This window comes from Pseudomonas sp. FP603, from assembly GCF_030687415.1.
Lineage (GTDB): Bacteria > Pseudomonadota > Gammaproteobacteria > Pseudomonadales > Pseudomonadaceae > Aquipseudomonas > Aquipseudomonas wuhanensis.
This window is the reverse complement of record NZ_CP117431.1, coordinates 5,748,010-5,771,254: the sequence shown is the minus strand read 5'-3', so window position 1 is coordinate 5,771,254 and position 23,245 is coordinate 5,748,010. Positions and strand designations below refer to the sequence as shown.

The 23,245-nt window shown below is 57.3% G+C and carries 16 protein-coding genes, 2 tRNA genes, 3 rRNA genes and 1 pseudogene; 10 read left to right on the top strand and 12 right to left on the bottom strand.

The genetic code is table 11. The features are described from left to right. Positions 1-115: 115 nt before the first annotated feature. A complete protein-coding gene (locus tag PSH65_RS26745) occupies positions 116-1,021 on the bottom strand; it encodes a LysR family transcriptional regulator (protein WP_305423345.1) in 906 nt (301 codons plus the stop codon). A gap of 102 nt (positions 1,022-1,123) precedes the next feature. On the opposite strand from PSH65_RS26745, the gene PSH65_RS26740 reads away from it, so the two are divergent. Further along, the gene (locus PSH65_RS26740; protein ID WP_305423344.1) at positions 1,124-2,299 is read left to right on the top strand and encodes an aspartate aminotransferase family protein; all 1,176 of its coding nucleotides are present in this window, start codon (positions 1,124-1,126) and stop codon (positions 2,297-2,299) included. Positions 2,300-2,325: 26 nt separating this feature from the next. Here PSH65_RS26740 and PSH65_RS26735 read toward each other — a convergent pair whose 3' ends face one another. Continuing rightward, positions 2,326-2,856 carry an adenylate kinase gene (locus PSH65_RS26735; RefSeq protein WP_305423343.1) on the bottom strand — a complete coding sequence of 177 codons (531 nt, stop codon included), beginning with the start codon at positions 2,854-2,856 and terminating at the stop codon, positions 2,326-2,328. 16 nt (positions 2,857-2,872) lie between these two features. Further along, positions 2,873-4,804 carry an alkaline phosphatase D family protein gene (locus PSH65_RS26730; RefSeq protein WP_305423341.1) on the bottom strand — a complete coding sequence of 644 codons (1,932 nt, stop codon included), beginning with the start codon at positions 4,802-4,804 and terminating at the stop codon, positions 2,873-2,875. A 493-nt stretch (positions 4,805-5,297) separates the two neighbouring features. On the opposite strand from PSH65_RS26730, the gene PSH65_RS26725 reads away from it, so the two are divergent. From PSH65_RS26725 to rrf, 5 genes are all read left to right on the top strand, one after another. Beyond that, positions 5,298-6,839, top strand: a 16S ribosomal RNA gene (locus PSH65_RS26725). Between the two features lie 82 nt (positions 6,840-6,921). Continuing rightward, positions 6,922-6,998: transfer RNA gene (locus PSH65_RS26720), tRNA-Ile, on the top strand. A gap of 30 nt (positions 6,999-7,028) precedes the next feature. Further along, positions 7,029-7,104 (top strand) — tRNA-Ala (locus PSH65_RS26715). Between the two features lie 235 nt (positions 7,105-7,339). Continuing rightward, a 23S ribosomal RNA gene (locus PSH65_RS26710) occupies positions 7,340-10,233 on the top strand. A gap of 156 nt (positions 10,234-10,389) precedes the next feature. Continuing rightward, positions 10,390-10,505 (top strand): 5S ribosomal RNA (gene rrf / locus PSH65_RS26705). Together the 16S, 23S and 5S rRNA genes with 2 tRNA genes alongside form the textbook arrangement of a ribosomal RNA operon. 246 nt (positions 10,506-10,751) lie before the next feature. On the opposite strand, the gene PSH65_RS26700 is transcribed toward rrf, so the two are convergent. Next, the gene (locus PSH65_RS26700) at positions 10,752-11,015 is read right to left on the bottom strand and encodes a hypothetical protein (protein ID WP_305423339.1); all 264 of its coding nucleotides are present in this window, start codon (positions 11,013-11,015) and stop codon (positions 10,752-10,754) included. Further along, positions 11,005-11,799, bottom strand: coding sequence for a VacJ family lipoprotein (locus PSH65_RS26695; protein ID WP_305423338.1), 795 nt, complete (start codon positions 11,797-11,799; stop codon positions 11,005-11,007). The genes PSH65_RS26700 and PSH65_RS26695 overlap by 11 nt, the downstream gene beginning before the upstream one ends. Before the next feature lie 166 nt (positions 11,800-11,965). On the opposite strand from PSH65_RS26695, the gene PSH65_RS26690 reads away from it, so the two are divergent. Together PSH65_RS26690 and PSH65_RS26685 are read left to right on the top strand one after the other, a co-directional pair. Next, positions 11,966-12,676 (top strand): response regulator, encoded by a 711-nt coding sequence (locus PSH65_RS26690; protein ID WP_305423336.1) that lies wholly within the window; start codon positions 11,966-11,968, stop codon positions 12,674-12,676. Then, positions 12,673-14,025 (top strand): ATP-binding protein, encoded by a 1,353-nt coding sequence (locus tag PSH65_RS26685; protein ID WP_305423335.1) that lies wholly within the window; start codon positions 12,673-12,675, stop codon positions 14,023-14,025. Before PSH65_RS26690 ends, PSH65_RS26685 begins: the two co-directional genes overlap by 4 nt. A gap of 177 nt (positions 14,026-14,202) precedes the next feature. Here the strand turns inward: PSH65_RS26685 and PSH65_RS26680 are convergent, their stop codons facing one another. From PSH65_RS26680 to PSH65_RS26660, 5 genes are all read right to left on the bottom strand, one after another. Further along, positions 14,203-14,424: a formate dehydrogenase subunit delta gene (locus tag PSH65_RS26680; protein WP_095054230.1), complete on the bottom strand. Its 222-nt coding sequence runs from the start codon at positions 14,422-14,424 to the stop codon at positions 14,203-14,205. Then, positions 14,421-17,309, bottom strand: a complete 2,889-nt coding sequence (gene fdhF, locus PSH65_RS26675) for a formate dehydrogenase subunit alpha (protein WP_305423334.1) — start codon at positions 17,307-17,309, stop codon at positions 14,421-14,423. Before fdhF ends, PSH65_RS26680 begins: the two co-directional genes overlap by 4 nt. After that, positions 17,306-18,868 (bottom strand): NADH-quinone oxidoreductase subunit NuoF, encoded by a 1,563-nt coding sequence (locus PSH65_RS26670; RefSeq protein ID WP_305423333.1) that lies wholly within the window; start codon positions 18,866-18,868, stop codon positions 17,306-17,308. The genes fdhF and PSH65_RS26670 overlap by 4 nt, the downstream gene beginning before the upstream one ends. Beyond that, positions 18,865-19,341 carry a formate dehydrogenase subunit gamma gene (locus PSH65_RS26665; RefSeq protein ID WP_305423332.1) on the bottom strand — a complete coding sequence of 159 codons (477 nt, stop codon included), beginning with the start codon at positions 19,339-19,341 and terminating at the stop codon, positions 18,865-18,867. Before PSH65_RS26665 ends, PSH65_RS26670 begins: the two co-directional genes overlap by 4 nt. A gap of 338 nt (positions 19,342-19,679) precedes the next feature. Beyond that, positions 19,680-20,060 carry a hypothetical protein gene (locus PSH65_RS26660; protein ID WP_305423330.1) on the bottom strand — a complete coding sequence of 127 codons (381 nt, stop codon included), beginning with the start codon at positions 20,058-20,060 and terminating at the stop codon, positions 19,680-19,682. A gap of 124 nt (positions 20,061-20,184) precedes the next feature. Between PSH65_RS26660 and PSH65_RS26655 the strand changes: the two are divergent. After that, positions 20,185-20,298 (top strand): annotated as a pseudogene (locus tag PSH65_RS26655) (PH domain-containing protein); the annotation flags it as partial. A 164-nt stretch (positions 20,299-20,462) separates the two neighbouring features. Here PSH65_RS26655 and PSH65_RS26650 read toward each other — a convergent pair. After that, entirely contained in the window at positions 20,463-20,744 is a 282-nt protein-coding gene (locus tag PSH65_RS26650) for a DUF3077 domain-containing protein (RefSeq protein WP_305423329.1), read from the bottom strand. A gap of 655 nt (positions 20,745-21,399) precedes the next feature. Further along, a complete protein-coding gene (locus PSH65_RS26645) occupies positions 21,400-21,729 on the bottom strand; it encodes a hypothetical protein (protein ID WP_305423327.1) in 330 nt (109 codons plus the stop codon). A 966-nt stretch (positions 21,730-22,695) separates the two neighbouring features. Between PSH65_RS26645 and PSH65_RS26640 the strand changes: the two genes are divergently transcribed. Continuing rightward, the gene (locus tag PSH65_RS26640; RefSeq protein ID WP_305423326.1) at positions 22,696-23,163 is read left to right on the top strand and encodes a hypothetical protein; all 468 of its coding nucleotides are present in this window, start codon (positions 22,696-22,698) and stop codon (positions 23,161-23,163) included. Positions 23,164-23,245 lie beyond the last annotated feature (82 nt).

Here is a 23,245-nt window from a genome sequence, read left to right as displayed (position 1 = left end):
TTGTGCAGGGCTGCGTTGCTCGAAGCTTATTTGGAATGACCAAACCACGCTTCTCGCGCCTTGCCCTACACAACAGCAGACCCGGCGCGGTGGGGAAACTAATTGAGAACGCCCCCTAATGCTTGCCCCACCTCTGCAGCGCAAAGTCGACGAAGCTGCGCAATTTCGGCAAGCGGTAGCGGTCCTGGGCGTACACCAGGTTCATTGGCCGACTCGGCAATTGGTAGTCCTGCATCAAGGCCACCAGTTTTCCATCCTGAAGGTCTTGCTCCACCAATGCATCGGGCACCATCACGATGCCCATACCGGTTCGCGCCGCTTGATGCAGCCCTGCCGAGCTGTTGATCAGCATTGGTCCACTGACCGCCACCATGACCTCGCCTTCGGGCCCCCTCAGGCGCCATTGTTTGGCTACCGAGTGCCAGTCATCTCCGGCCGGGTAGGCGAAGGCCAGGCAGTCATGGTGTTGCAGGTCGGTGGGTTTTTGCGGAGTGCCTCGACGTGCCAGATAGTCCTTCGATGCGCACAGGGTCATCGTGTAGTCGATGAGCGGGCGGGCGATCATGTTGGACAGCTCGGTAGTGCCCAAGCGAATCGCTACGTCGAAACCGTTGTCGAGCAGATCCAGGCGCTGGTTGGTCAAGACGACGTCGAGTTTGACCTGCGGACAACGCAGGGCGAATTCGCTCAGGGCCGGCGCCAGCCGTTCGGTGCCGAAGGTCAGCGGTGCAGTGATGCGCAGGGTGCCGCTCGGCTCGTCGAGGGTCTGTTCGGCCAGGCGTTCGGAGTCGGCCACCAACCCCAATACCTCGAGACAACGTTGATAGTACGCCGTGCCGAATTCTGTCAGCCGCTGGCGTCGTGTCGTACGGTTGAGCAGGCGCACACCCAGGCGTTGCTCCAGGGCCCGAAGATGATTGCCGACCATGGTCGTCGACATTTCGCACTGCAGAGCGGCGGCGGTCATGCTGCCGGCTTCCACCACTCTTACGTAAACGGTCATTGCCTGGAACAGATCCATTATCAAGCTCTGCTTTAAAATGATTGAAGTGTTGCAATGTTTATCCAGCTCAGGTGGCTAACCATACTGCAAAAACACCGACTATTAATGGAGTTTGATGTCATGACCGCCGCCTGCCTGATGAGCACTTACCAACCCTTGGCCCTGAGTTTCAACAAAGGCCTGGGCACGCGCTTGTGGGACCAGGCCGGTCGCGAATATCTGGACGCGGTGGCGGGCGTGGCGGTGACCAACGTCGGCCATTCCCATCCGCGAATTGTGGCGGCCATCAGCGAGCAGGCTGGGCTGCTGTTGCATACATCCAACCTATACAGCATCGACTGGCAACAGCGACTGGCGCAGAAACTGGTTCGGCTGTCGGGCATGGATCGGGCGTTCTTCAACAACTCCGGTGCCGAAGCCAACGAAACAGCGCTGAAACTCGCGCGGCTTTACGGCTGGCACAAAGGCATCGAGCAACCGCTGGTGGTGGTCATGGAAAACGCCTTTCACGGCCGTACTCTTGGCACCTTGTCCGCCAGTGACGGCCCGGCGGTGAGGTTGGGGTTTAACGAATTGCCGGGGAATTTCATTAAAGTGCCGTTCGGCGACCTCGCGGCGCTGGAGGCGGTGCAAGAAGCCCACGGCCCGCGCATCGTGGCGATTCTGATGGAGCCGATTCAGGGCGAAAGCGGTGTGCAAGTGGCGCCGCACGGATATCTCAAAGCGGTGCGCGAACTGTGCAACCGGCGAGCCTGGCTGCTGGTGCTCGACGAGATCCAGACTGGCATCGGCCGTACCGGCCAATGGTTTGCGTTCCAGCACGAAGGCATCATCCCGGACGTCATGACCCTGGCCAAAGGCCTGGGCAATGGAATTCCAATTGGTGCCTGTCTGGCCCGGGGCAAAGCAGCCGACCTGTTTACCCCCGGCAGCCACGGCAGCACGTTCGGCGGCAATCCACTGGCGTGCCGGGTGGGGTGCACTGTGCTGGAGATTATTGAAGAACAAGACCTACTGGAAAACGCCAGACTTCAGGGCGAACGCTTGCTCGCCAGATTGCGCATCGAATTGGCCGATGACCCCAACGTCCTGGCGATTCGTGGCCAGGGCTTGATGATCGGCATCGAACTCAAGCAGCCGATTCGCGACCTGACCCTGATTGCAGCCCGTGATCACGGCTTGCTGATCAACGTGACGCGGGGCAAGACCATTCGCCTGCTGCCGCCGTTGACTATTGATGAGCGGGAGGTGGAAATGATTGTCAGAGGGGTGGGGCGGACGGTGAAAGCCGCCTGACATCTTCTGGATAGTCGCCGTTTCCCCTACAGAATCGGCGTCTCCCTGAGTGGAGTAACGAAAGCCGTGACTTCAGCCTGGCTCATCAGTTGAAGTTTTGAACCGCTAAACTCATCAAACAAACGCTGATGCGCGGCAAATCCACTGGAACCTTCACGAGTTCGATAGCTACCGGCCCATTCCAGTAACGCCATCAGCAACTCATCCTCGTTCCGCTTCGCTTCTCGCTGGCGAATGTTGTTCACGCAGTCGTCGTCCTCCAGACACAGCCAGATCAGTGCTGTGGCCTGCTCAACAAGTTCGCTGACTATCCAGTCGTAAACACCCTCGATAACCCAGTGCTCCTTGCTCGCCGCCACCCGAGCCATGCCCAAGGCTTCGGCGCGGGGACGGGCGATGCTGTGTTCATCAGATACCCAGTGAATCAGGTCGAGATCGATCCAGGGCGCTTGTAGGCGGTCGGCCAGTCGTTTGGCCAGCCAACTCTTGCCCGAGCCGGAATTGCCGATGATCAGGGTTCGGGTGAGGTTCATGGTGTGCAGGCAATAATGGCTCATGGTAACTCGGGCAAAGTCATTCAACCGTTTCGGAAATTTCAGGCGCAATCATCCGCGTCTTCGGCGATCCATCCGCATTGAATTGATAAATATCCTGCGGCTGGCCCTTTTCATTGAAGAACACTTGGCCGATCCCTGCCGAGTTCCACAGCCGTTCACCCGCTTCGGCGTGTTCGGGAATGTGCGGAACAATGCGCATGCGCCGGCGCTTGGTCAGCGAGTTCAGCGGCGAGCGGGGCGAGTAGAGCCAGCGGTTGAGACGGTCGAACCATTCGAGCAGGGCGGGCGGGAATTCGTTTTTGATGCCGCTGCTGGTGATCTGCCAGATTCGTGGGCCGGCCTTGCGGTGTCGGATCAATACTTCGTAGACAAAGGAATAATGCACATCACCGGACAGCACCACGTAGTTACCGGGTGTGCGGGAGTGTCGGAAAATGTTCAGGATCACTTGGGCCGCGCCGCGATGGGCCATCCAGTTTTCGGCGTCCACCAGCAGCGGATAGCCGCACCAGCTAAACACCCGTTGCACGGTTTCGATCAGTTTGACGCCGAAAATCGGCGCCGGCGAAACGATGATCGCCGAGGGATGATCGAGCAAATCCTGTTGCAGCTCGCTGAGCGCTTCCCAGTCCAGCAGACCCGACGGTTGCTTGAGGTTCATCTCGCTGCGCCAGCGCCGGGTGCGGGTGTCGAGCACCACCAGCGCCGGGCGGGTGGGCAGCACGTAATGCCACTTCTGAAAGCTCAGCAGCTCATCGATCAAGCCATCCTGGACGTCGCTGTCGAGGTAATGGTCTTGCCCCGTGGCGCTCAATAAACGGGTTTTTTCCAGCATGCCGGCAAATGCGTCCGGGTTGTTGCCCCAACCCTGACACAACATATAAGCGAGCAGCGCGTTACCGATGATGCGCTTGGAGAACGGGTGGCCGTAGGCCGTTTCCTCCCATTGCGCGGAAAGATTCCAGTCATCGGTAATATCGTGGTCGTCGAAAATCATCAGGCACGGCAGATGTGCCATCGCTCGCCCAACACCACCCAACCCTTTCTTGAACTCATCGATGCGCGTCTGCTCCAGGGCATAGCGCTTGCGTCGTTCGGGCGTCAGTGCCGGTGGTTGAGGCGCGATCAGTGTCCAGGATGTTGGTGACCATACTAATAGGTACATGGCCATGACCTCGGCGAAGGTCACTAGATGGTTGTCGGCGCTGCTACTGGTAAAAATCGGCTTACGCGCTCCACCGAAAAATCGTTCGCGCAGGGTTTCGTTGCTCTCAAGCGCCGGTAACAAATCCGCACGATGGTAGTAACTGGCCGGGTGTTCATAGAGTTTGGCGCTGTCGCTGACCACTGCGCCGTCGAGGTGTTCGTCGAACAGCCCCAGACGCTCGATCAAGGCATGAATTGCCCGCAACATCGGACCCGCAACATCATCCGCATACACCTGATCGCCGCTCATCATTAATAGTGCGGGGCGCTTGCAAGCGTCCGGCTCGGATTCCAGCAACCGGTCGACGCACAGCAGGCCGTCGGCCGCTGGATGGTGAGGTTTACGGCAGGAGCCATGCAGCAACTGATCGATCCGCGAGCGCAACACGAAATTCGGGCAACGTGCTCCGCCATATAGTAGGTGGGGTGCCCACTCGGCGATGCCCGACTGCGCGCCATTCGCTTCAGTGATCAGCAGGTCGTATTCGATCAATGTGTCGCAGGGCAGGGCGGTGTTCAGTGGTACATCTATTAAATGAACGAAGGCATGAGTGCCGACGGGAATGATCGTGCATTGATCCACGCTGAGGCGGATATCGATTCCTTGCAGGCGCAGCATTGGCGTCAGCGCCCGCGAGCCCACCAGCCATAGCACCAGCCGCGTGGGTTCCAGGCGCCGCAATAGTGGGCCGACAAGGACGGGTGGCAATGATTGATGATCGTCAGTTAATGGCAAAGACATGGAAATCCAGTTCAAACTCTTGGTGCAGAAGTGCGCGCGATCATAGCGCAGCTGGAGAAGAGGGCGGGTTTGTCGACGAAAGCCCGGACTGCGCGAGAGGCAGAAATCGGTACTCGGCCCGAGCCGCATGGGTACGGGAAAAATAATTACAGCGGGTGGTTGACCATCAAATAAAACACTGTATTATTCGCCTCCCGCTAACGAGGACTTTGAAACTGAGTTGGCGGCAAGTAGTTGAATTTCATGAAGAAAATTTGAAATTTAGTGCTTGACAGCAACAGAGGCTGCTGTAGAATGCGCGCCTCGGTTGAGACGAAAGATCTTAACCAACCGCTCTTTAACAACTGAATCAAGCAATTCGTGTGGGTGCTTGTGGAGTCAGACTGATAGTCAACAAGATTATCAGCATCACAAGTTACTCCGCGAGAAATCAAAGATGTAACCAACGATTGCTGAGCCAAGTTTAGGGTTTCTTAAAAACCCAAAGATGTTTGAACTGAAGAGTTTGATCATGGCTCAGATTGAACGCTGGCGGCAGGCCTAACACATGCAAGTCGAGCGGCAGCACGGGTACTTGTACCTGGTGGCGAGCGGCGGACGGGTGAGTAATGCCTAGGAATCTGCCTGGTAGTGGGGGATAACGCTCGGAAACGGACGCTAATACCGCATACGTCCTACGGGAGAAAGCAGGGGACCTTCGGGCCTTGCGCTATCAGATGAGCCTAGGTCGGATTAGCTAGTTGGTGAGGTAATGGCTCACCAAGGCGACGATCCGTAACTGGTCTGAGAGGATGATCAGTCACACTGGAACTGAGACACGGTCCAGACTCCTACGGGAGGCAGCAGTGGGGAATATTGGACAATGGGCGAAAGCCTGATCCAGCCATGCCGCGTGTGTGAAGAAGGTCTTCGGATTGTAAAGCACTTTAAGTTGGGAGGAAGGGCAGTTACCTAATACGTAATTGTTTTGACGTTACCGACAGAATAAGCACCGGCTAACTCTGTGCCAGCAGCCGCGGTAATACAGAGGGTGCAAGCGTTAATCGGAATTACTGGGCGTAAAGCGCGCGTAGGTGGTTCGTTAAGTTGGATGTGAAATCCCCGGGCTCAACCTGGGAACTGCATTCAAAACTGACGAGCTAGAGTATGGTAGAGGGTGGTGGAATTTCCTGTGTAGCGGTGAAATGCGTAGATATAGGAAGGAACACCAGTGGCGAAGGCGACCACCTGGACTGATACTGACACTGAGGTGCGAAAGCGTGGGGAGCAAACAGGATTAGATACCCTGGTAGTCCACGCCGTAAACGATGTCAACTAGCCGTTGGGAGCCTTGAGCTCTTAGTGGCGCAGCTAACGCATTAAGTTGACCGCCTGGGGAGTACGGCCGCAAGGTTAAAACTCAAATGAATTGACGGGGGCCCGCACAAGCGGTGGAGCATGTGGTTTAATTCGAAGCAACGCGAAGAACCTTACCAGGCCTTGACATCCAATGAACTTTCCAGAGATGGATTGGTGCCTTCGGGAACATTGAGACAGGTGCTGCTGCATGGCTGTCGTCAGCTCGTGTCGTGAGATGTTGGGTTAAGTCCCGTAACGAGCGCAACCCTTGTCCTTAGTTACCAGCACGTAATGGTGGGCACTCTAAGGAGACTGCCGGTGACAAACCGGAGGAAGGTGGGGATGACGTCAAGTCATCATGGCCCTTACGGCCTGGGCTACACACGTGCTACAATGGTCGGTACAGAGGGTTGCCAAGCCGCGAGGTGGAGCTAATCCCATAAAACCGATCGTAGTCCGGATCGCAGTCTGCAACTCGACTGCGTGAAGTCGGAATCGCTAGTAATCGCGAATCAGAATGTCGCGGTGAATACGTTCCCGGGCCTTGTACACACCGCCCGTCACACCATGGGAGTGGGTTGCACCAGAAGTAGCTAGTCTAACCTTCGGGAGGACGGTTACCACGGTGTGATTCATGACTGGGGTGAAGTCGTAACAAGGTAGCCGTAGGGGAACCTGCGGCTGGATCACCTCCTTAATCGACGACATCAGCTGCTCCATAAGTTCCCACACGAATTGCTTGATTCATTGAAGAAGACGATAAGAAGCAGCCCGAAATTGGGTCTGTAGCTCAGTTGGTTAGAGCGCACCCCTGATAAGGGTGAGGTCGGCAGTTCGAATCTGCCCAGACCCACCAATTTTGTGTGGGAAACGCCTGTAGAAATACGGGGCCATAGCTCAGCTGGGAGAGCGCCTGCCTTGCACGCAGGAGGTCAACGGTTCGATCCCGTTTGGCTCCACCACTACTGCTTCTGTTTGTTGAAAGCTTAGAAATGAGCATTCCATCGTGACGATGGTGAATGTTGATTTCTAGTCTTTGATTAGATCGTTCTTTAAAAATTTGGGTATGTGATAGAAAGATAGACTGATGGCCACTTTCACTGGTGGTGATCAGGCTAAGGTAAAATTTGTGAGTTTAATCGCGAATTTTCGGCGAATGTCGTCTTCACAGTATAACCAGATTGCTTGGGGTTATATGGTCAAGTGAAGAAGCGCATACGGTGGATGCCTTGGCAGTCAGAGGCGATGAAAGACGTGGTAGCCTGCGAAAAGCTTCGGGGAGTCGGCAAACAGACTTTGATCCGGAGATGTCTGAATGGGGGAACCCACCTAACATAAGTTAGGTATCTTAAGCTGAATACATAGGCTTAAGAAGCGAACCAGGGGAACTGAAACATCTAAGTACCCTGAGGAAAAGAAATCAACCGAGATTCCCTTAGTAGTGGCGAGCGAACGGGGACTAGCCCTTAAGTGGCTTTGAGATTAGCGGAACGCTCTGGAAAGTGCGGCCATAGTGGGTGATAGCCCTGTACGCGAAAATCTCTTGGCCATGAAATCGAGTAGGACGGAGCACGAGAAACTTTGTCTGAATATGGGGGGACCATCCTCCAAGGCTAAATACTACTGACTGACCGATAGTGAACTAGTACCGTGAGGGAAAGGCGAAAAGAACCCCGGAGAGGGGAGTGAAATAGATCCTGAAACCGTATGCGTACAAGCAGTGGGAGCCCACATTGTTGGGTGACTGCGTACCTTTTGTATAATGGGTCAGCGACTTATTTTCAGTGGCGAGCTTAACCGAATAGGGGAGGCGTAGCGAAAGCGAGTCTTAATAGGGCGTCTAGTCGCTGGGAATAGACCCGAAACCGGGCGATCTATCCATGGGCAGGTTGAAGGTTGGGTAACACTAACTGGAGGACCGAACCGACTACCGTTGAAAAGTTAGCGGATGACCTGTGGATCGGAGTGAAAGGCTAATCAAGCTCGGAGATAGCTGGTTCTCCTCGAAAGCTATTTAGGTAGCGCCTCATGTATCACTGTAGGGGGTAGAGCACTGTTTCGGCTAGGGGGTCATCCCGACTTACCAAACCGATGCAAACTCCGAATACCTACAAGTGCCGAGCATGGGAGACACACGGCGGGTGCTAACGTCCGTCGTGAAAAGGGAAACAACCCAGACCGTCAGCTAAGGTCCCAAAGTTATGGTTAAGTGGGAAACGATGTGGGAAGGCTTAGACAGCTAGGAGGTTGGCTTAGAAGCAGCCACCCTTTAAAGAAAGCGTAATAGCTCACTAGTCGAGTCGGCCTGCGCGGAAGATGTAACGGGGCTCAAACCATACACCGAAGCTACGGGTATCACTTAGGTGATGCGGTAGAGGAGCGTTCTGTAAGCCTGTGAAGGTGAGTTGAGAAGCTTGCTGGAGGTATCAGAAGTGCGAATGCTGACATGAGTAACGACAATGGGTGTGAAAAACACCCACGCCGAAAGACCAAGGTTTCCTGCGCAACGTTAATCGACGCAGGGTTAGTCGGTCCCTAAGGCGAGGCTGAAAAGCGTAGTCGATGGAAAACAGGTTAATATTCCTGTACTTCTGGTTATTGCGATGGAGGGACGGAGAAGGCTAGGCCAGCTTGGCGTTGGTTGTCCAAGTTTAAGGTGGTAGGCTGGAATCTTAGGTAAATCCGGGATTCTAAGGCCGAGAGCTGATGACGAGTGTTCTTTTAGAACACGAAGTGGTTGATGCCATGCTTCCAAGAAAAGCTTCTAAGCTTCAGGTAACCAGGAACCGTACCCCAAACCGACACAGGTGGTTGGGTAGAGAATACCAAGGCGCTTGAGAGAACTCGGGTGAAGGAACTAGGCAAAATGGCACCGTAACTTCGGGAGAAGGTGCGCCGGTGAGGGTGAAGCATTTACTGCGTAAGCCCACGCCGGTCGAAGATACCAGGCCGCTGCGACTGTTATTAAAAACACAGCACTCTGCAAACACGAAAGTGGACGTATAGGGTGTGACGCCTGCCCGGTGCCGGAAGGTTAATTGATGGGGTTAGCTAACGCGAAGCTCTTGATCGAAGCCCCGGTAAACGGCGGCCGTAACTATAACGGTCCTAAGGTAGCGAAATTCCTTGTCGGGTAAGTTCCGACCTGCACGAATGGCGTAACGATGGCGGCGCTGTCTCCACCCGAGACTCAGTGAAATTGAAATCGCTGTGAAGATGCAGTGTATCCGCGGCTAGACGGAAAGACCCCGTGAACCTTTACTATAGCTTTGCACTGGACTTTGAATTTGCTTGTGTAGGATAGGTGGGAGGCTTTGAAGCGTGGACGCCAGTTCGCGTGGAGCCAACCTTGAAATACCACCCTGGCAACTTTGAGGTTCTAACTCAGGTCCGTTATCCGGATCGAGGACAGTGTATGGTGGGTAGTTTGACTGGGGCGGTCTCCTCCTAAAGAGTAACGGAGGAGTACGAAGGTGCGCTCAGACCGGTCGGAAATCGGTCGTAGAGTATAAAGGCAAAAGCGCGCTTGACTGCGAGACAGACACGTCGAGCAGGTACGAAAGTAGGTCTTAGTGATCCGGTGGTTCTGTATGGAAGGGCCATCGCTCAACGGATAAAAGGTACTCCGGGGATAACAGGCTGATACCGCCCAAGAGTTCATATCGACGGCGGTGTTTGGCACCTCGATGTCGGCTCATCACATCCTGGGGCTGAAGCCGGTCCCAAGGGTATGGCTGTTCGCCATTTAAAGTGGTACGCGAGCTGGGTTTAGAACGTCGTCGTGAGACAGTTCGGTCCCTATCTGCCGTGGACGTTTGAGATTTGAGAGGGGCTGCTCCTAGTACGAGAGGACCGGAGTGGACGAACCTCTGGTGTTCCGGTTGTCACGCCAGTGGCATTGCCGGGTAGCTATGTTCGGAATAGATAACCGCTGAAAGCATCTAAGCGGGAAACTAGCCTCAAGATGAGATCTCACTGGGACCTTGAGTCCCCTGAAGGGCCGTCGAAGACTACGACGTTGATAGGTTGGGTGTGTAAGCGCTGTGAGGCGTTGAGCTAACCAATACTAATTGCCCGTGAGGCTTGACCATATAACACCCAAGCAATTTGCTGACCTGAAGAGGCACCAGATTGCGGTGTGTGAAGACGAAACGAACCGAAAGTTCGAGAAACAAACACACAAACTATCGCATACCCATTCGCTGGAGCGTGACCTCGCAAGAGAACACGAGCTGGCTACCGAATTTCTTGACGACCATAGAGCATTGGAACCACCTGATCCCATCCCGAACTCAGCAGTGAAACGATGCATCGCCGATGGTAGTGTGGGGTTTCCCCATGTGAGAGTAGGTCATCGTCAAGATTAAATTCCAAAACCCCTATCTGCGTATGCAGGTAGGGGTTTTGTTTTGCCCGCAGGAAAGTTCGTACAGCATCATCGGACCGCTCCGGTCTGGTTGCGCTGCTGTCCCGTCAGTGTTTATTGCCAAGGCGCGGCATACCGTGGAACCACCGATTGCGATGGAGGGGTTTGCGTTGCACTTGGCCTGGCATAAACGGCGGGATGACGACCGGAAGACTTCCATTCCTCCGTATCATCCCCCTGAAATCAAGACCGCGGCTGGCTGCTCGCTCTCATGACCCCCGCCTCACCATTGGCCACGAGCCAACGAAACAGCTCGGCCACCGACACCGTATGGCTGCGTTCTATCCAGCGCACCAGCGCCGGGCCGTAGTGTTCTGTGTAGCGGGTGAGCACCAGTTGGCGACAGTCCGCTGACAGGCGCAGGGTAATTTCCCGACAGCGCAGATTGGCCGGGTCTTCCCGGATCACTCGTTGCTGCAAAGTCAGGCTATTGTTTTCAGAAACCATCAGCCGGTGCTCCTGTGCATTGAGGGGGGGTGGTGTTTTCTGGCGAGCCTTGTTTGCCATCGGCCACGTAAGCAGCGCGATGCTCGGCCACCACATTGCGCAACGCGCTGTAATAGTCCGGCAGTTTTTGCAGGCTATCGGTCAGCGGTAATGCTTCTGCCCGGCCATCGACGATGCCGCCAACAGTGTTGATAGTGGACAGCATCTCCACGGTATCGCTATTGCTGCCGAACGGATCGACCACAAAGCCGAGCACGCGCCCGGCGGCGTCGCGACTGTTGGAGGTCCCGAACAATGGCAGCTCGACGATTGGACCATTGCCGATGCCCCACACGCCGAAAGTCTGGCCGAAGTCCGCGTCGTGGCGCGCAATACCGGCCATGCCGGAGACGTCGATCAAACCCACTACCCCGACCGTGGTGTTGAGCGCGAAACGCCCCAGGGTATTGACCGAGCGCATCGGGTTGCCTTGCAGCAGGTCATTGATAAACACCTTCGGCTCGCCGAAGTTCGCCACAAAGTTATGCACACCGGTTTGGAAAAAATCTGGCAAGTAGCGGTAGCCGCGAGCGACCGGCGCCAGGGCGTAGTCGTCGACCGTCCGGTTAAAAGCGAAGACTGCGCGATTGAACGGTTCCGCGGGGTCGTACACCGAATAGGAGATGTCGACGCAGGCCACGTCGGTGTTGGGCGGCGGCTGGCTGCTGCAACCCGTTAGCCCTGCGGCCAACACGGCAATTGAGGTGTTGCGGGCCAGCCAGGGAGCACACTTGAAAGGCAACATGGATGCAAGTCTCGGGAGGAATTCGCCGAGATGCTGAGCCCCGTGCCTTGCGCAAAGATGTCTGGTTTATTGCGGCGATGACGTTTTGTTGCACGATTGAAATATATGACGCGCGGCCATGAATGGTTTTAGATGGCGGTTCCATTCGCGCCTTAAGTGACCTTCGGTGAACAGCCTTTTAATTGTGGACGACGACCTTGAAGTCCTCGATCTACTGAAAAAATTCTTCGTGCAACACGGCTACAGCGTCGAGGTCGCCACAGACGGCGCATCGCTGTGGGCAGCCATCGAGCACCAGCCGCCAGACCTGATCATTCTTGACGTGATGTTGCCCGGCGACAGCGGGTTGATCCTTTGTCAGCAACTGCGGATTCGACACGCAATACCGGTGATCATGCTGACCGCCATGGGTGAACTCAGTGACCGGGTGGTCGGCCTGGAACTGGGCGCCGACGATTATCTGACCAAACCCTTCGACGCCCGTGAACTGCTGGCCCGAGTGCGCGCTGTGTTGCGTCGCGTGGAAGAGCGTCGTCCGGTGTCGCAGGAACGGCCACGGCCGTTGATCGACTTCGCCGACTGGCACCTGGACGTCACCCGCCGTGAACTTCGCTCGCCGGACAACGTGATGATCCCGCTGTCAGCCGGTGAGTTTGACCTGCTGCTGGTCTTCGTCGAACACCCGCAGCGCATTCTCACCCGCGAGCAATTGCTGGACCTGGCGCGCGGACATTGCCATGACGCGTTCGATCGCAGCATCGACGTTCAGGTCAGCCGCCTGCGACGCAAACTCGAGTCCGACACCAAGCGGCCGGCGATGATTCGCACCGTGCGCAACGGCGGTTACCTGTTCACACCCAGCGTGACGCGGCGGTGAGCTGGCTGAAGAGGATTCGCGCCCGAGACTGGCCGCAAGATACGGTTGCGCGCTGGATCGCGTTGACGATCATCCTGGCCATGCTCATTTCACTGGCGCTCAACGGGTTGTTTATCCAACTGGCCGGGGTTTGGGCCCGCCCACCACTGACCGAAATCGGCTTGCTGGAAAAAGCCGCGGCCATCGCCCGCATCATCGAGGCAGCCCCCGCGCCACTGCGCAACCCATTGGCACAAGCCGCCAACGAGAACGGCTTCACTGTCACTTGGCACCCTGATCGGCAAGATCTCAATCTGCCGGCAGTGGACGATCCGAAGTCCGACATCGGCTCGACTATCTTGCAGCCGATGCTCAGAGCCCCTGACCGGCGAATCGAAGCTTATGAACCGGCCGACTGGACGGAGCACACGGCGGACGCGCACTATGCGCTGCTGATCGAGTTATCGGATTCATCATGGCTGATGTTCTCCGCGCCTTCGCGCAGCTGGGGCCTGGACGAAGCGCCACGCTACCTGATCGTGATTCTTCTGGTGCTGATCTCCACCGCACTGGTCGCGCTGATCGCCACCCGACGCCTCGCCACACCTTTGCAGTGCTTTGCCGAAGGCGCCCGCCGTTTCGGCGTGGACTTCCGCGCACCGCCGATCGAACCGCTCGGTCCCCACGAAATCCGCCAGGCCATTCTCGCGTTCAACGCCATGCAGGCCCAGTTACAGCACTTCATCCGCGACCGTACGCAAATGCTCGCCGCCATCTCCCACGACCTGCGCGCTCCCCTGACGCGGATGCGCTTGCGAGGCGAATTCATCGAAGACAGCGAGCAACAGCAACGGCTGTTTCGTGACGTGGATGAAATGCAGGCGATGATTAACTCGGCGCTGGAGTTCTTTCGTGATGATGCGCGGCTTGAACCGGCCACCCAGTTTGATTTGGCGGAATTGCTGCAAACGTTGCTTGATGATTACCGGGATCAGGGAGTCGAGGTTGCCTTTAGTGGGCCGTTGCGGCTGGTGTATTTCGGTCGACCGCTGGGACTCAAGCGGGTGATGACTAACTTGCTCGATAACGCCATCAAGTACGGTAGCGAGCCGGGGATTGAACTGATCCCCGGTGCAGGGCAGGTGCGGATCAAAATACTGGATCGTGGGCCGGGCATTCCAGATGCCTGCCTTGGACAAGTGTTTGTGCCGTTCTTCCGGATGGAAGGCTCGCGGAACAAAAGCACTGGGGGTGTGGGTTTGGGGTTGTCGGCGGCGCGGGCGATTGTGCTGGAACACGGAGGCGAGCTGACACTGCGTAATCGGTCGATGGGCGGGTTGGAGGCGTTGGTGGTGTTGCCCGTGCATTAGTCCCGAAAGACTTGCCTCGAAACGATCAAAAACCTGTGGCGAGGGAGCTTGCTCCCGCTGGGTCGCGAAGCGGCCCCAAAGAAAGGACTGCTGCGCAGTCCAACGGGAGCAAGCTCCCTCGCCACAGTTTTACGCCAACAGGCCAAGGAGCAATCCTCCCCCAAGGATCGTGTAAACCTAAGCCTCCCAGCCCGCCCCACTGACCGCCGCCTGTGCCAATGGGTGCAAGTCTGCCCCCTGATGCGCCGTCTGCCAGGCCAGCAACTCCTTTCGCATGCCGGGAGTCCAGTACATCTGCAGATGATTACGCACGCCGAGCACTGCCTGTTGCTGATCCGGCTCGCTGGCGAAGTATTGGGCGATCTGGTTGGCCATTTTGATCAGGTTGTCAGTGCTCATCGGCGTACCTCGGCTTTTGTTCCGGCGGTGCGTGCGTGGCGGCGTTCGTCGAGCAGGCGTTGTTGTTCGTCGCTAAATGCCTGATAGCGTTTTTGCCACTCGGAAGGGTGGTAGACGCGGCTGACTTCCACAGCGGTGACCTTGTACTCCGGACAGTTGGTGGCCCAGTCGGAGTTGTCGGTGGTAATGACGTTGGCCCCCGATTCAGGGAAGTGGAAGGTGGTGTACACCACGCCTGGGGCTACCCGTTCGGTGATCCGCGCACGCAGTACGGTCTGCCCGGCGCGGCTGCCAATGCCGACCCAGTCACCTTCGTTGATGCCACGGCTCTCGGCGTCGGTCGGGTGGATTTCCAGTCGGTCCTCATCGTGCCAAGCGACGTTTTCAGTACGTCGGGTCTGGGCGCCGACGTTGTACTGGCTGAGGATGCGCCCGGTGGTCAGCAGCAGCGGATAGCGACTGTTGACCTTTTCCTCGGTGGGCACGTAGCCGGTGAGCATAAAGCGCCCCTTGCCGCGCACGAACTCCTCGATGTGCATGGTCGGCGTGCCGTCCGGTGCCGCGGCGTTACACGGCCATTGCAGGCTGCCGTGGCGCTCCAGTTCGGCGTAGCTGACGTTGGTGAACGTCGGCGTCAGGCTGGCGATTTCATCCATGATTTCCGACGGATGCTTATAGTTCATCGGATAGCCCAAGGCGTTGGCCAGGGCCACGGTGCCTTCCCAGTCGGCCTTGCCGCCCAACGGCTCCATGACCTTGCGTACCCGCGAGATGCGTCGCTCGGCGTTGGTGAAGGTGCCGTCTTTTTCCAGGAACGAACTGCCCGGCAGGAACACGTGGGCGAACTTCGCCGTCTCGTTGAGGAAGATGTCCTGCACCACCACGCATTCCATGGCTGACAGAGCAGCAGTGACGTGTTGGGTATTCGGATCGCTCTGGGCGATGTCCTCGCCCTGGCAATACAGACCCTTGAAGCTGCCGGCCAGTGCCGACTCGAACATGTTGGGAATGCGCAGGCCCGGATCGGGTTGCAGTGTGACGTTCCAGGCCTGTTCGAACTGAGTCCGTACCGCCTCGTTGGAGACGTGTCGGTAACCGGGCAGTTCGTGGGGAAAGGAGCCCATGTCGCAGGAGCCCTGAACGTTGTTCTGCCCACGCAACGGGTTCACCCCCACACCTTCGCGACCGATGTTGCCGGTGGCCATGGCCAGGTTGGCGATGCCCATGACGGCGGTACTGCCCTGGCTGTGTTCGGTGACGCCCAGGCCGTAGTAGATCGCGGCGTTGCCGCCGGTCGCATACAAACGAGCGGCGGCACGGATATCGGCAGGTTCGACGCCGCAGACAGGGCCAAGGGCTTCCGGCGAGTTCTCCGCGCGGCTGACAAATTCGCTCCAGCGCGCAAAATCGCTGCCCTCGCAACGCGCGTCGATGAAGGCTTGGTCTTGCAGGCCTTCGGTGATGATCGTGTGGGCCAAGGCGTTGAGCATGGCGACGTTAGTGCCGGGGCGCAGCGCCAGGTGATACTCGGCGCGGGCGTGCACCGAGTCCACCAGATCAATGCGGCGCGGGTCGATGACGATCAGCCGCGCACCTTCACGCAAACGGCGTTTGAGTTGCGAGGCAAACACCGGGTGCGCGTCGCTGGGGTTGGCGCCCATCACCAGGATCACGTCGGCCTGCATCACCGAGTCGAAACTCTGGGTGCCGGCGGACTCGCCCAATGTTTGTTTCAGGCCATAACCGGTCGGTGAGTGGCAGACCCGCGCACAGGTGTCGACGTTGTTGTTGCCGAACGCCGCGCGCACCAGTTTTTGCACCAGGTAGGTTTCTTCGTTGGTGCAGCGGCTGGAGGTAATGCCACCAATGGAGTCGCGGCCGTATTTTTGCTGCAGCCGACGGAATTCGCTGGCAGCGTAGGTCACCGCTTCATCCCAGCTGACTTCCTGCCAAGGGTCGTTGATGTGCTGGCGGATCATCGGCTTGGTGATGCGATCCGGGTGGGTCGCGTAGCCCCAGGCAAAGCGCCCTTTGACGCAAGAGTGGCCGTGGTTGGCCTGGCCGTTCTTGTCTGGAACCATGCGTACGACCTGGTCGCCTTTCATCTCGGCGCGGAACGAGCAGCCCACGCCGCAATAGGCACAGGTAGTGATCACGCTGTGTTCGGGTTGACCCAGTTCCACCACACTTTTTTCCATCAGCGTCGCGGTCGGGCACGCTTGCACACAGGCGCCGCAGGACACGCATTCGGAGTCGAGGAAGTTATCGCCACCGGCGGCGGCAACCCGGGATTCGAAACCGCGCCCGGTAATGGTCAGAGCAAAGGTGCCCTGTGTTTCTTCGCAGGCACGCACGCAGCGGTTGCAGACGATGCACTTGCTCGGGTCGTAGTCGAAGTAGGGGTTGGACGTGTCCTTCACGTCGGCCAGATGGTTGTCGCCTTCATAGCCGTAACGCACTTCCCGCAGGCCAACCTGGCCGGCGACGGTTTGCAGCTCGCAGTTGCCGTTGGCCGAACAGGTCAGGCAATCCAGCGGGTGATCGGAGATGTACAGCTCCATGACGTTGCGGCGCAAGGTCGCGAGCTTCGGTGTCTGGGTGTGCACGGTCATGCCTTCAGTGACCGGCGTAGTGCAGGACGCCGGATAGCCACGCATGCCGTCGATCTCCACCAGACACATGCGGCAGGAGCCGAAGGCTTCCAGGCTGTCGGTGGCACATAGTTTGGGAATGGTGGTGCCCAGCAGCGCGGCGGCGCGCATCACTGAGGTGCCTTCGGGCACGGTGATGCTTTGGCCGTCGATGTTCAGGGTGATCTGCACCTGGCTGTCGCGGGCTGGAGTGCCGAGATCGATGTCGGTTTTCGGGTCGAAGAGGGTGATCATTGGTCGGCCTCCGAGGCTTGCAGACCGAAGTCGGCGGGGAAGTGCTTGAGGGCGCTGACGACCGGATAGGAAGTCATGCCGCCCAATGCGCACAGCGAACCGTATTGCAGCGTGTCGCACAGGTCCTTGAGGATGATCACCTGCTCATCGCGACCGTTCTGGTCAGGCGCGGCCAGCAGGCGGTCAATCACCTCCACGCCCCGGGTCGAGCCGATGCGGCACGGCGTGCATTTGCCACAGGATTCCTCGGCACAAAACTGCATGGCGAAGCGCGCCATGTGGGCCATATCCAACGTGTCATCAGCCACCACCACACCACCGTGACCGAGCATTGCGCCGATGGCGGCGAACGCTTCGTAATCCAACGGCGTGTCGAATTGCGACGGTGGCACCCAGGCGCCGAGAGGGCCGCCAACCTGGGCGGCCTTCAGCGGTCGGCCGCTGGCGGTCCCGCCGCCGTAGTCTTCCACCAGTTCCCGCAGGGTCAAGCCAAAGGCCCGTTCCACCAGACCGCCGTGACGAATATTACCCGCCAGTTGGAAGGGCATGGTGCCCAGGGAGCGGCCCATGCCGTAATCGCGATAGAACTGCGCGCCCTTGGCCATAATCATTGGCACCGAGGCCAGCGTCAGCACGTTGTGCACCAGGGTCGGCAGGCCGAACAGGCCCTGCAAGGCCGGGATCGGCGGCTTGGCGCGGACAATCCCGCGCTTGCCTTCGAGCGAGTCCAGCAGCGCGGTTTCCTCGCCGCAGATGTAAGCACCGGCACCGACTCGCACTTCCATATCGAAGGCCAGACCGCTGCCGCCGACATTGGCACCGAGGTAACCGTTTGACCGGGCAATCTCCAGCGCCGCACGTAGGGTGGTCACGGCCTGTGGATATTCCGAGCGCACATAGATGTAGCCGTAGCTGGCGCCGACGGTGATGCCGGCAATGGCCATGCCTTCGATCAGCAGGAAGGGGTCGCCTTCCATCAACATGCGGTCGGCGAAGGTGCCGGAGTCGCCTTCGTCGGCGTTGCACACGATGTATTTCTGTGCAGCCTGAGTGCCGCGCACCGTGCGCCATTTGATCCCGGCCGGGAACGCCGCGCCGCCACGGCCACGCAGGCCCGAATCGAATACTGCAGTCGCGGTCTGCTCGCCGCCCAGGGCGATGGCCTGGGTCAAGCCCTCAAAGCCGCCGTGAGCCCGGTAATCCTCCAGGGACAGCGGCTGGGTAATGCCGGCGCGGGCAAACAGCAGGCGTTGTTGAGTCTTTAGATAAGGCAACTCTTCCACCAGCCCCAAGGCCAGCGGATGGTCGGACGACTCGCCTTGCAGCGCATCGAGCACCGACGGCACATCGGCCGCGGTCAGCGGACCGAAGCCGATACGGCCTTGTGGGCTGTCCACTTCCAGCAGCGGTTCCAGCCAGTACAGGCCGCGAGAACTGGTGCGTTGCAACTCCAGAGGCGCAAAGCGTCCCCGGGCATGGGTGATCAGGGCCACCGCAACCTCTTCGGCACCCACGGCACGGGCCAGCGAATCACGGGGCAGATAGAAAGCCGGCATCATGCGTCCTCCCGGCAAGTATCGAGCAATGCATCCAGACGCTCGGCGCTGAGCCGCGCATGCACCTGGCCATCCAGCTCCAGGGCTGGCGAGCAGGCGCAGGCGCCGAGGCAATACACCGGGCGCAGACTGATGTTGCCGTCGGCACTGCTGCCGTGGTCGTCCACTTGCAGACGTTCGCGCAATTGCGCCGCGAGCTGCTCGGCGCCGCGGCTCTGGCAGGACTCGGCCCGGCACAGACGCAGGATATGCCGGGCCGGAGGCGCGGTGCGGAAGTCATGGTAGAAACTGATCACCCCGCGAACCTCGGCCTGACTCAGGTTGAGGGCGTGAGCAATCTCGGGAATGGCGGCATCGGGGATGTAACCGATGCCCTCCTGAATCTCATGAAGGATCGGCAACAGTGCGCCGGGGGAGCGTTTGTGGCGCTCCAACAGGCTGTTGACCATAGGCAGGTGCAACATCTCATCAGGCATACAGCATTCCTCACGATCACGGACAAACCAAGCGGTTGTCAGTTGTCCGAAAGTGTCGGCTGCGGCAGTCACACCACGTCACGGTATCGTGGCATTTTCAGGCCGTTGGCCAGGCACCCTGAGCGGGCATCTTGTTGGGCCCGGTGCGATCTTTGCCGCACCTCTTCAGGGCATAACAGGCAGCTTGCCATGCTGCCTTTGATTCATCTGCACCAAAGCGACGTGTTCGATTCTGTCTACGACTACCTATTAAGTCTAGAAGAGCGCAGCCAAAGGCGTTCGCTCACTGAGTATCTTTCAGGGAATCCTTGAGCGCGATGAGCGGAGTGTCAAAACACTCACTTGGCGAAAAGGATCATCACCCACAACACCGCCGTGGTCAGTGCCGCCAACACACCGCACGCTCCGGCGATCAAATGACGGACGACGGGGGATTCAGACTGATTGAACCTGGCGATCACCAGAAGCCAGGTTCCGACAAAGGCCCCTAAAACCGCCATCATCGTATAGAAAATGAATACAACGCCCCGTACCGAGTTTCCTCCGGGGACAAACCATCTGTTGAACAGAATCAGCACGGCAATTCCGACAATAAAACTACCCACGGCACCCGTCAGGTTAGCGAGCCACAGATTCAGCAGGGTGCCACGGTTCCTCACCACCCCAATCCACATTCCCACTGTCGCAGTGAAAAACACCAACACGCCGATTAGCTGCATTCAATCCTTTTCCTTGTTAACAATTCCCCTGAAACCGCCTTTGGTCATCTTTGATGAGATGAGGCGATGGAGGCACGATATCAAACTGATAGCTCTGTGCTGAAGGGCGTTGGTTTGATGTGGGTTGGATTCCGAGTTGGAGATTTGTTTTTCATCGTTGGGGAAGGTGAAGTTTGAATTCACCGGCAGGACTTCGATTGTGGAGATTTCGACGCTGATTTATCAGCATTTACTGTGAGCTGAGTGATCGAAAGCCCCGACAATCTCGGGGCTAATAATGCCTGTCCGTTAAGCGCAGTCCCTGTGGGAGCGGGCTTGCCCGCGAAAGCGTCAGGTCAGCCAACATCAATGCTGAATGCACTGCCGCCATCGCAAGCAGTTGGCTCCCGCAGGTCTTATGCCTTACCGACTGGCATCAGAACCATCCCGCCTAAGCACCTTCACCGCATCATCAACCACCGCCTTACTCATCGCCGTCAAATAATGCGCGGCCCAAGCGTGGCGGTCGGTGTCCCTGTCGTAAGCAGCATCTTCGGTCAGCTTTTTGGCGAGAAACAGGAAATCAGAAGCCATGGCTAACGCATCGCCGAGCGGAACGCCGCGAGTGACATGGAAAAGCGGTTGATCGGAGCAGTAAATGGCAGGTGTTAGTCCGATGGTTTTGAGTTCTGGTTGATCGGTCATTTGCCACCTCCGATGACGGAGAGGCGGTGGGAGAGGGACCCCGTTCCTGCAACTTTCGAAAGCCCTTTGCTCAGCGCTCTCCCTAACAATCACTAGCATCAGGCACGCAGAGAATATCCCTACCGCTATCTCGGAATGGCCTGACAACAATCCGCAGCGCTCTGTTTTAGGCTGCTCACAAGCGCGCGCCATCGTCTGCAACAGATCGTCGCAAACTGCATAAACCCTAGTGTTTACTGCGTTTTCTGTGACGTACGCATTGACAGGGTCATCAGGCTACGGCAGCGTTAATTCCAATCGCGCCCGATCCTCTGGTGCTGGCTTAGTCCGGCATTACGTTCGGGCCTTCTTGTTTCTGGAACATGGAAGTTGTCTAGCCCTGCCCCTCCGAAGCCGTTCCGTACATACCCTGATTTGGTTGCGTTGCTGACCAGCAGGAGTATGCAAATCCATGACCCGTCTCGTGCAGAACGCAAGCTCGCGCAGTTAGGGTATTACCGCCTCAGCGGTTACTGGTATCCGGCGCGTGAGTTCAAAATGAACGGCCTGCGGCAAGACGTCTGCCCGGTCACGGGCAAGCCTCTGCGTCTGGACACTTTTCAGGCTGCCACCACTGCTGAAGGGCATTGTTGTCCAGCGTGGGTTTGGGCTCCACTCACTGAATATCTTTCAAGTAGTCCTTGAGTGCGATCAACGGTGCATCAAGTTGCTCCAGGGTCTGCGCGCCGCGCAAATCAGCCGACAATCTATGTAGTTCGCGCCCTAGCGGCGTATCTACGCCGCCTATAGCGTCCAGCGCTAAACCCACACAATGCGCCACTCTAAACTGGATACCCTCGATATCCCCCCTACGCACCAACAACCCAAACACCTCCCGCTCATAATCACTCATGATCGGATCATCCCGCAGAATCGGACTTTCACCTTCCGTCTCATAAGCCAGCTTGAAGGCGAAAAGGGCAACGGTGTCCAGTGGCAATTCCATTGTGTGAATCCTTGATTCGTTAGCGAGCGGTTTTGGGCTGTCGCACCGAAGTGGCAAGATCAAAAGATCGCAGCCTTCGGCAGCTTCTACACGGTAGCGGTGGGGCGAGATCACTTTTCTACAGGCGAAAAAAAAGGCCTTGCAAAGCAAGACCTTTCTTAATTTTGGTGCCCGAGGGAGACCGGAGTCTTCCATATAATCCGTGGCTTGTAGCCGGATTAGATGCATAGGGATACACACGGGGATACAGCTTGCTTGGGCCTATGATCGCACAATCGTAGATCGAGTCATAAGCTTCCCGTAGACCCACCCCCGCGTATCCAAAAATTTAGCTGGTGTGGCAAGGGTTGCAGCAATAGTAGCAACCATTGACTTGCGCATTGGGCCATGATGTTCGAGCTGCGGAGACGGCACCAGTGCAGGTGGAATGAGTTCCGAGTGATACCTGGTTCTGTGGCAGCGGCATGAACCTACAGCCAGTTGTAGTGTTATGCACCTCGTAGTCGCCGTTGGCTTGTACGTTCTGGTTTACGATAAATGATGGCATTTGATAGTCCTCGCTTCCGTGTGTCGGATCGGTAACGACTCAATGTTTCGGCAGTATCCGTGGTGCTGGCTGAAAAGCGTATTGACCAGCAGAAATAGAGGTTAGCTGGAGGATGGCATAAAGCAATCAGTCGCCAGAAGCCGCCGGGGACCCTGGGATTATTTGAAGGACACGGGGTCGGAAACCCGCGACATCTTGCTAGCGACAGACATCCCACCTTACTGAAATTTCAACGTTGAAATTGAAAGGATCCTGACGAAAAAGTGGCATCGTTACCGCGATGGTAAAGATGCCCCTTTGTGTTGCTGATCGGCAGAGAACGGCCAGAAGCGGACGGCTCCCGAAAAACATCATTGAAAGCAATTTGCTACTATCGGGCGCTCTTGCCCATTAGCGCGACGTAAACCTTAGGTTCTTCCATGTTCGACAGAAGCGACTTTGATCAACTCTCCAGTGAGCAACTGACTTTTTGGAGAGCACACAATGATTGTCCCGGTCTCTATTACGTCACTTATCCAGGAATCGCCTTTCGATGCCCTGCCTCTCAGCAGATCATCAGGATAACTCGCGCCCCCAAACGGCAAGGCGAAAACGGATTAAACTTCTGGCTTCACGCGGAATGGATGGATTGGCGGCCTGGAGGAGAAAGTTATTTCCCAGGCTACGTTTCTGACGCTCAGTTTGAGGAAATCTCGGAAGCTGTTTTCAATCAGATGGTTGCGGATCAGGCGTTTGAATTGATCGCTCCGCTCAAACAACCGCTGCATGAGTCGACCGGTTTCGTCGGAGCGCTATTGATGTACTCAATGAAGACAGAGTTCATCGTTTCGCTGTTCGCGGAGTATGAAGACGAGTACATCCATTTCTATTGGGACACGACTTCATGAGCGGCAGCTAAGGGTCGTTCTCTGCCGGTCATGTCGACGGCTCGTACTGGTCAAATCCGATGCAAATGACTGGTCAGGTCGA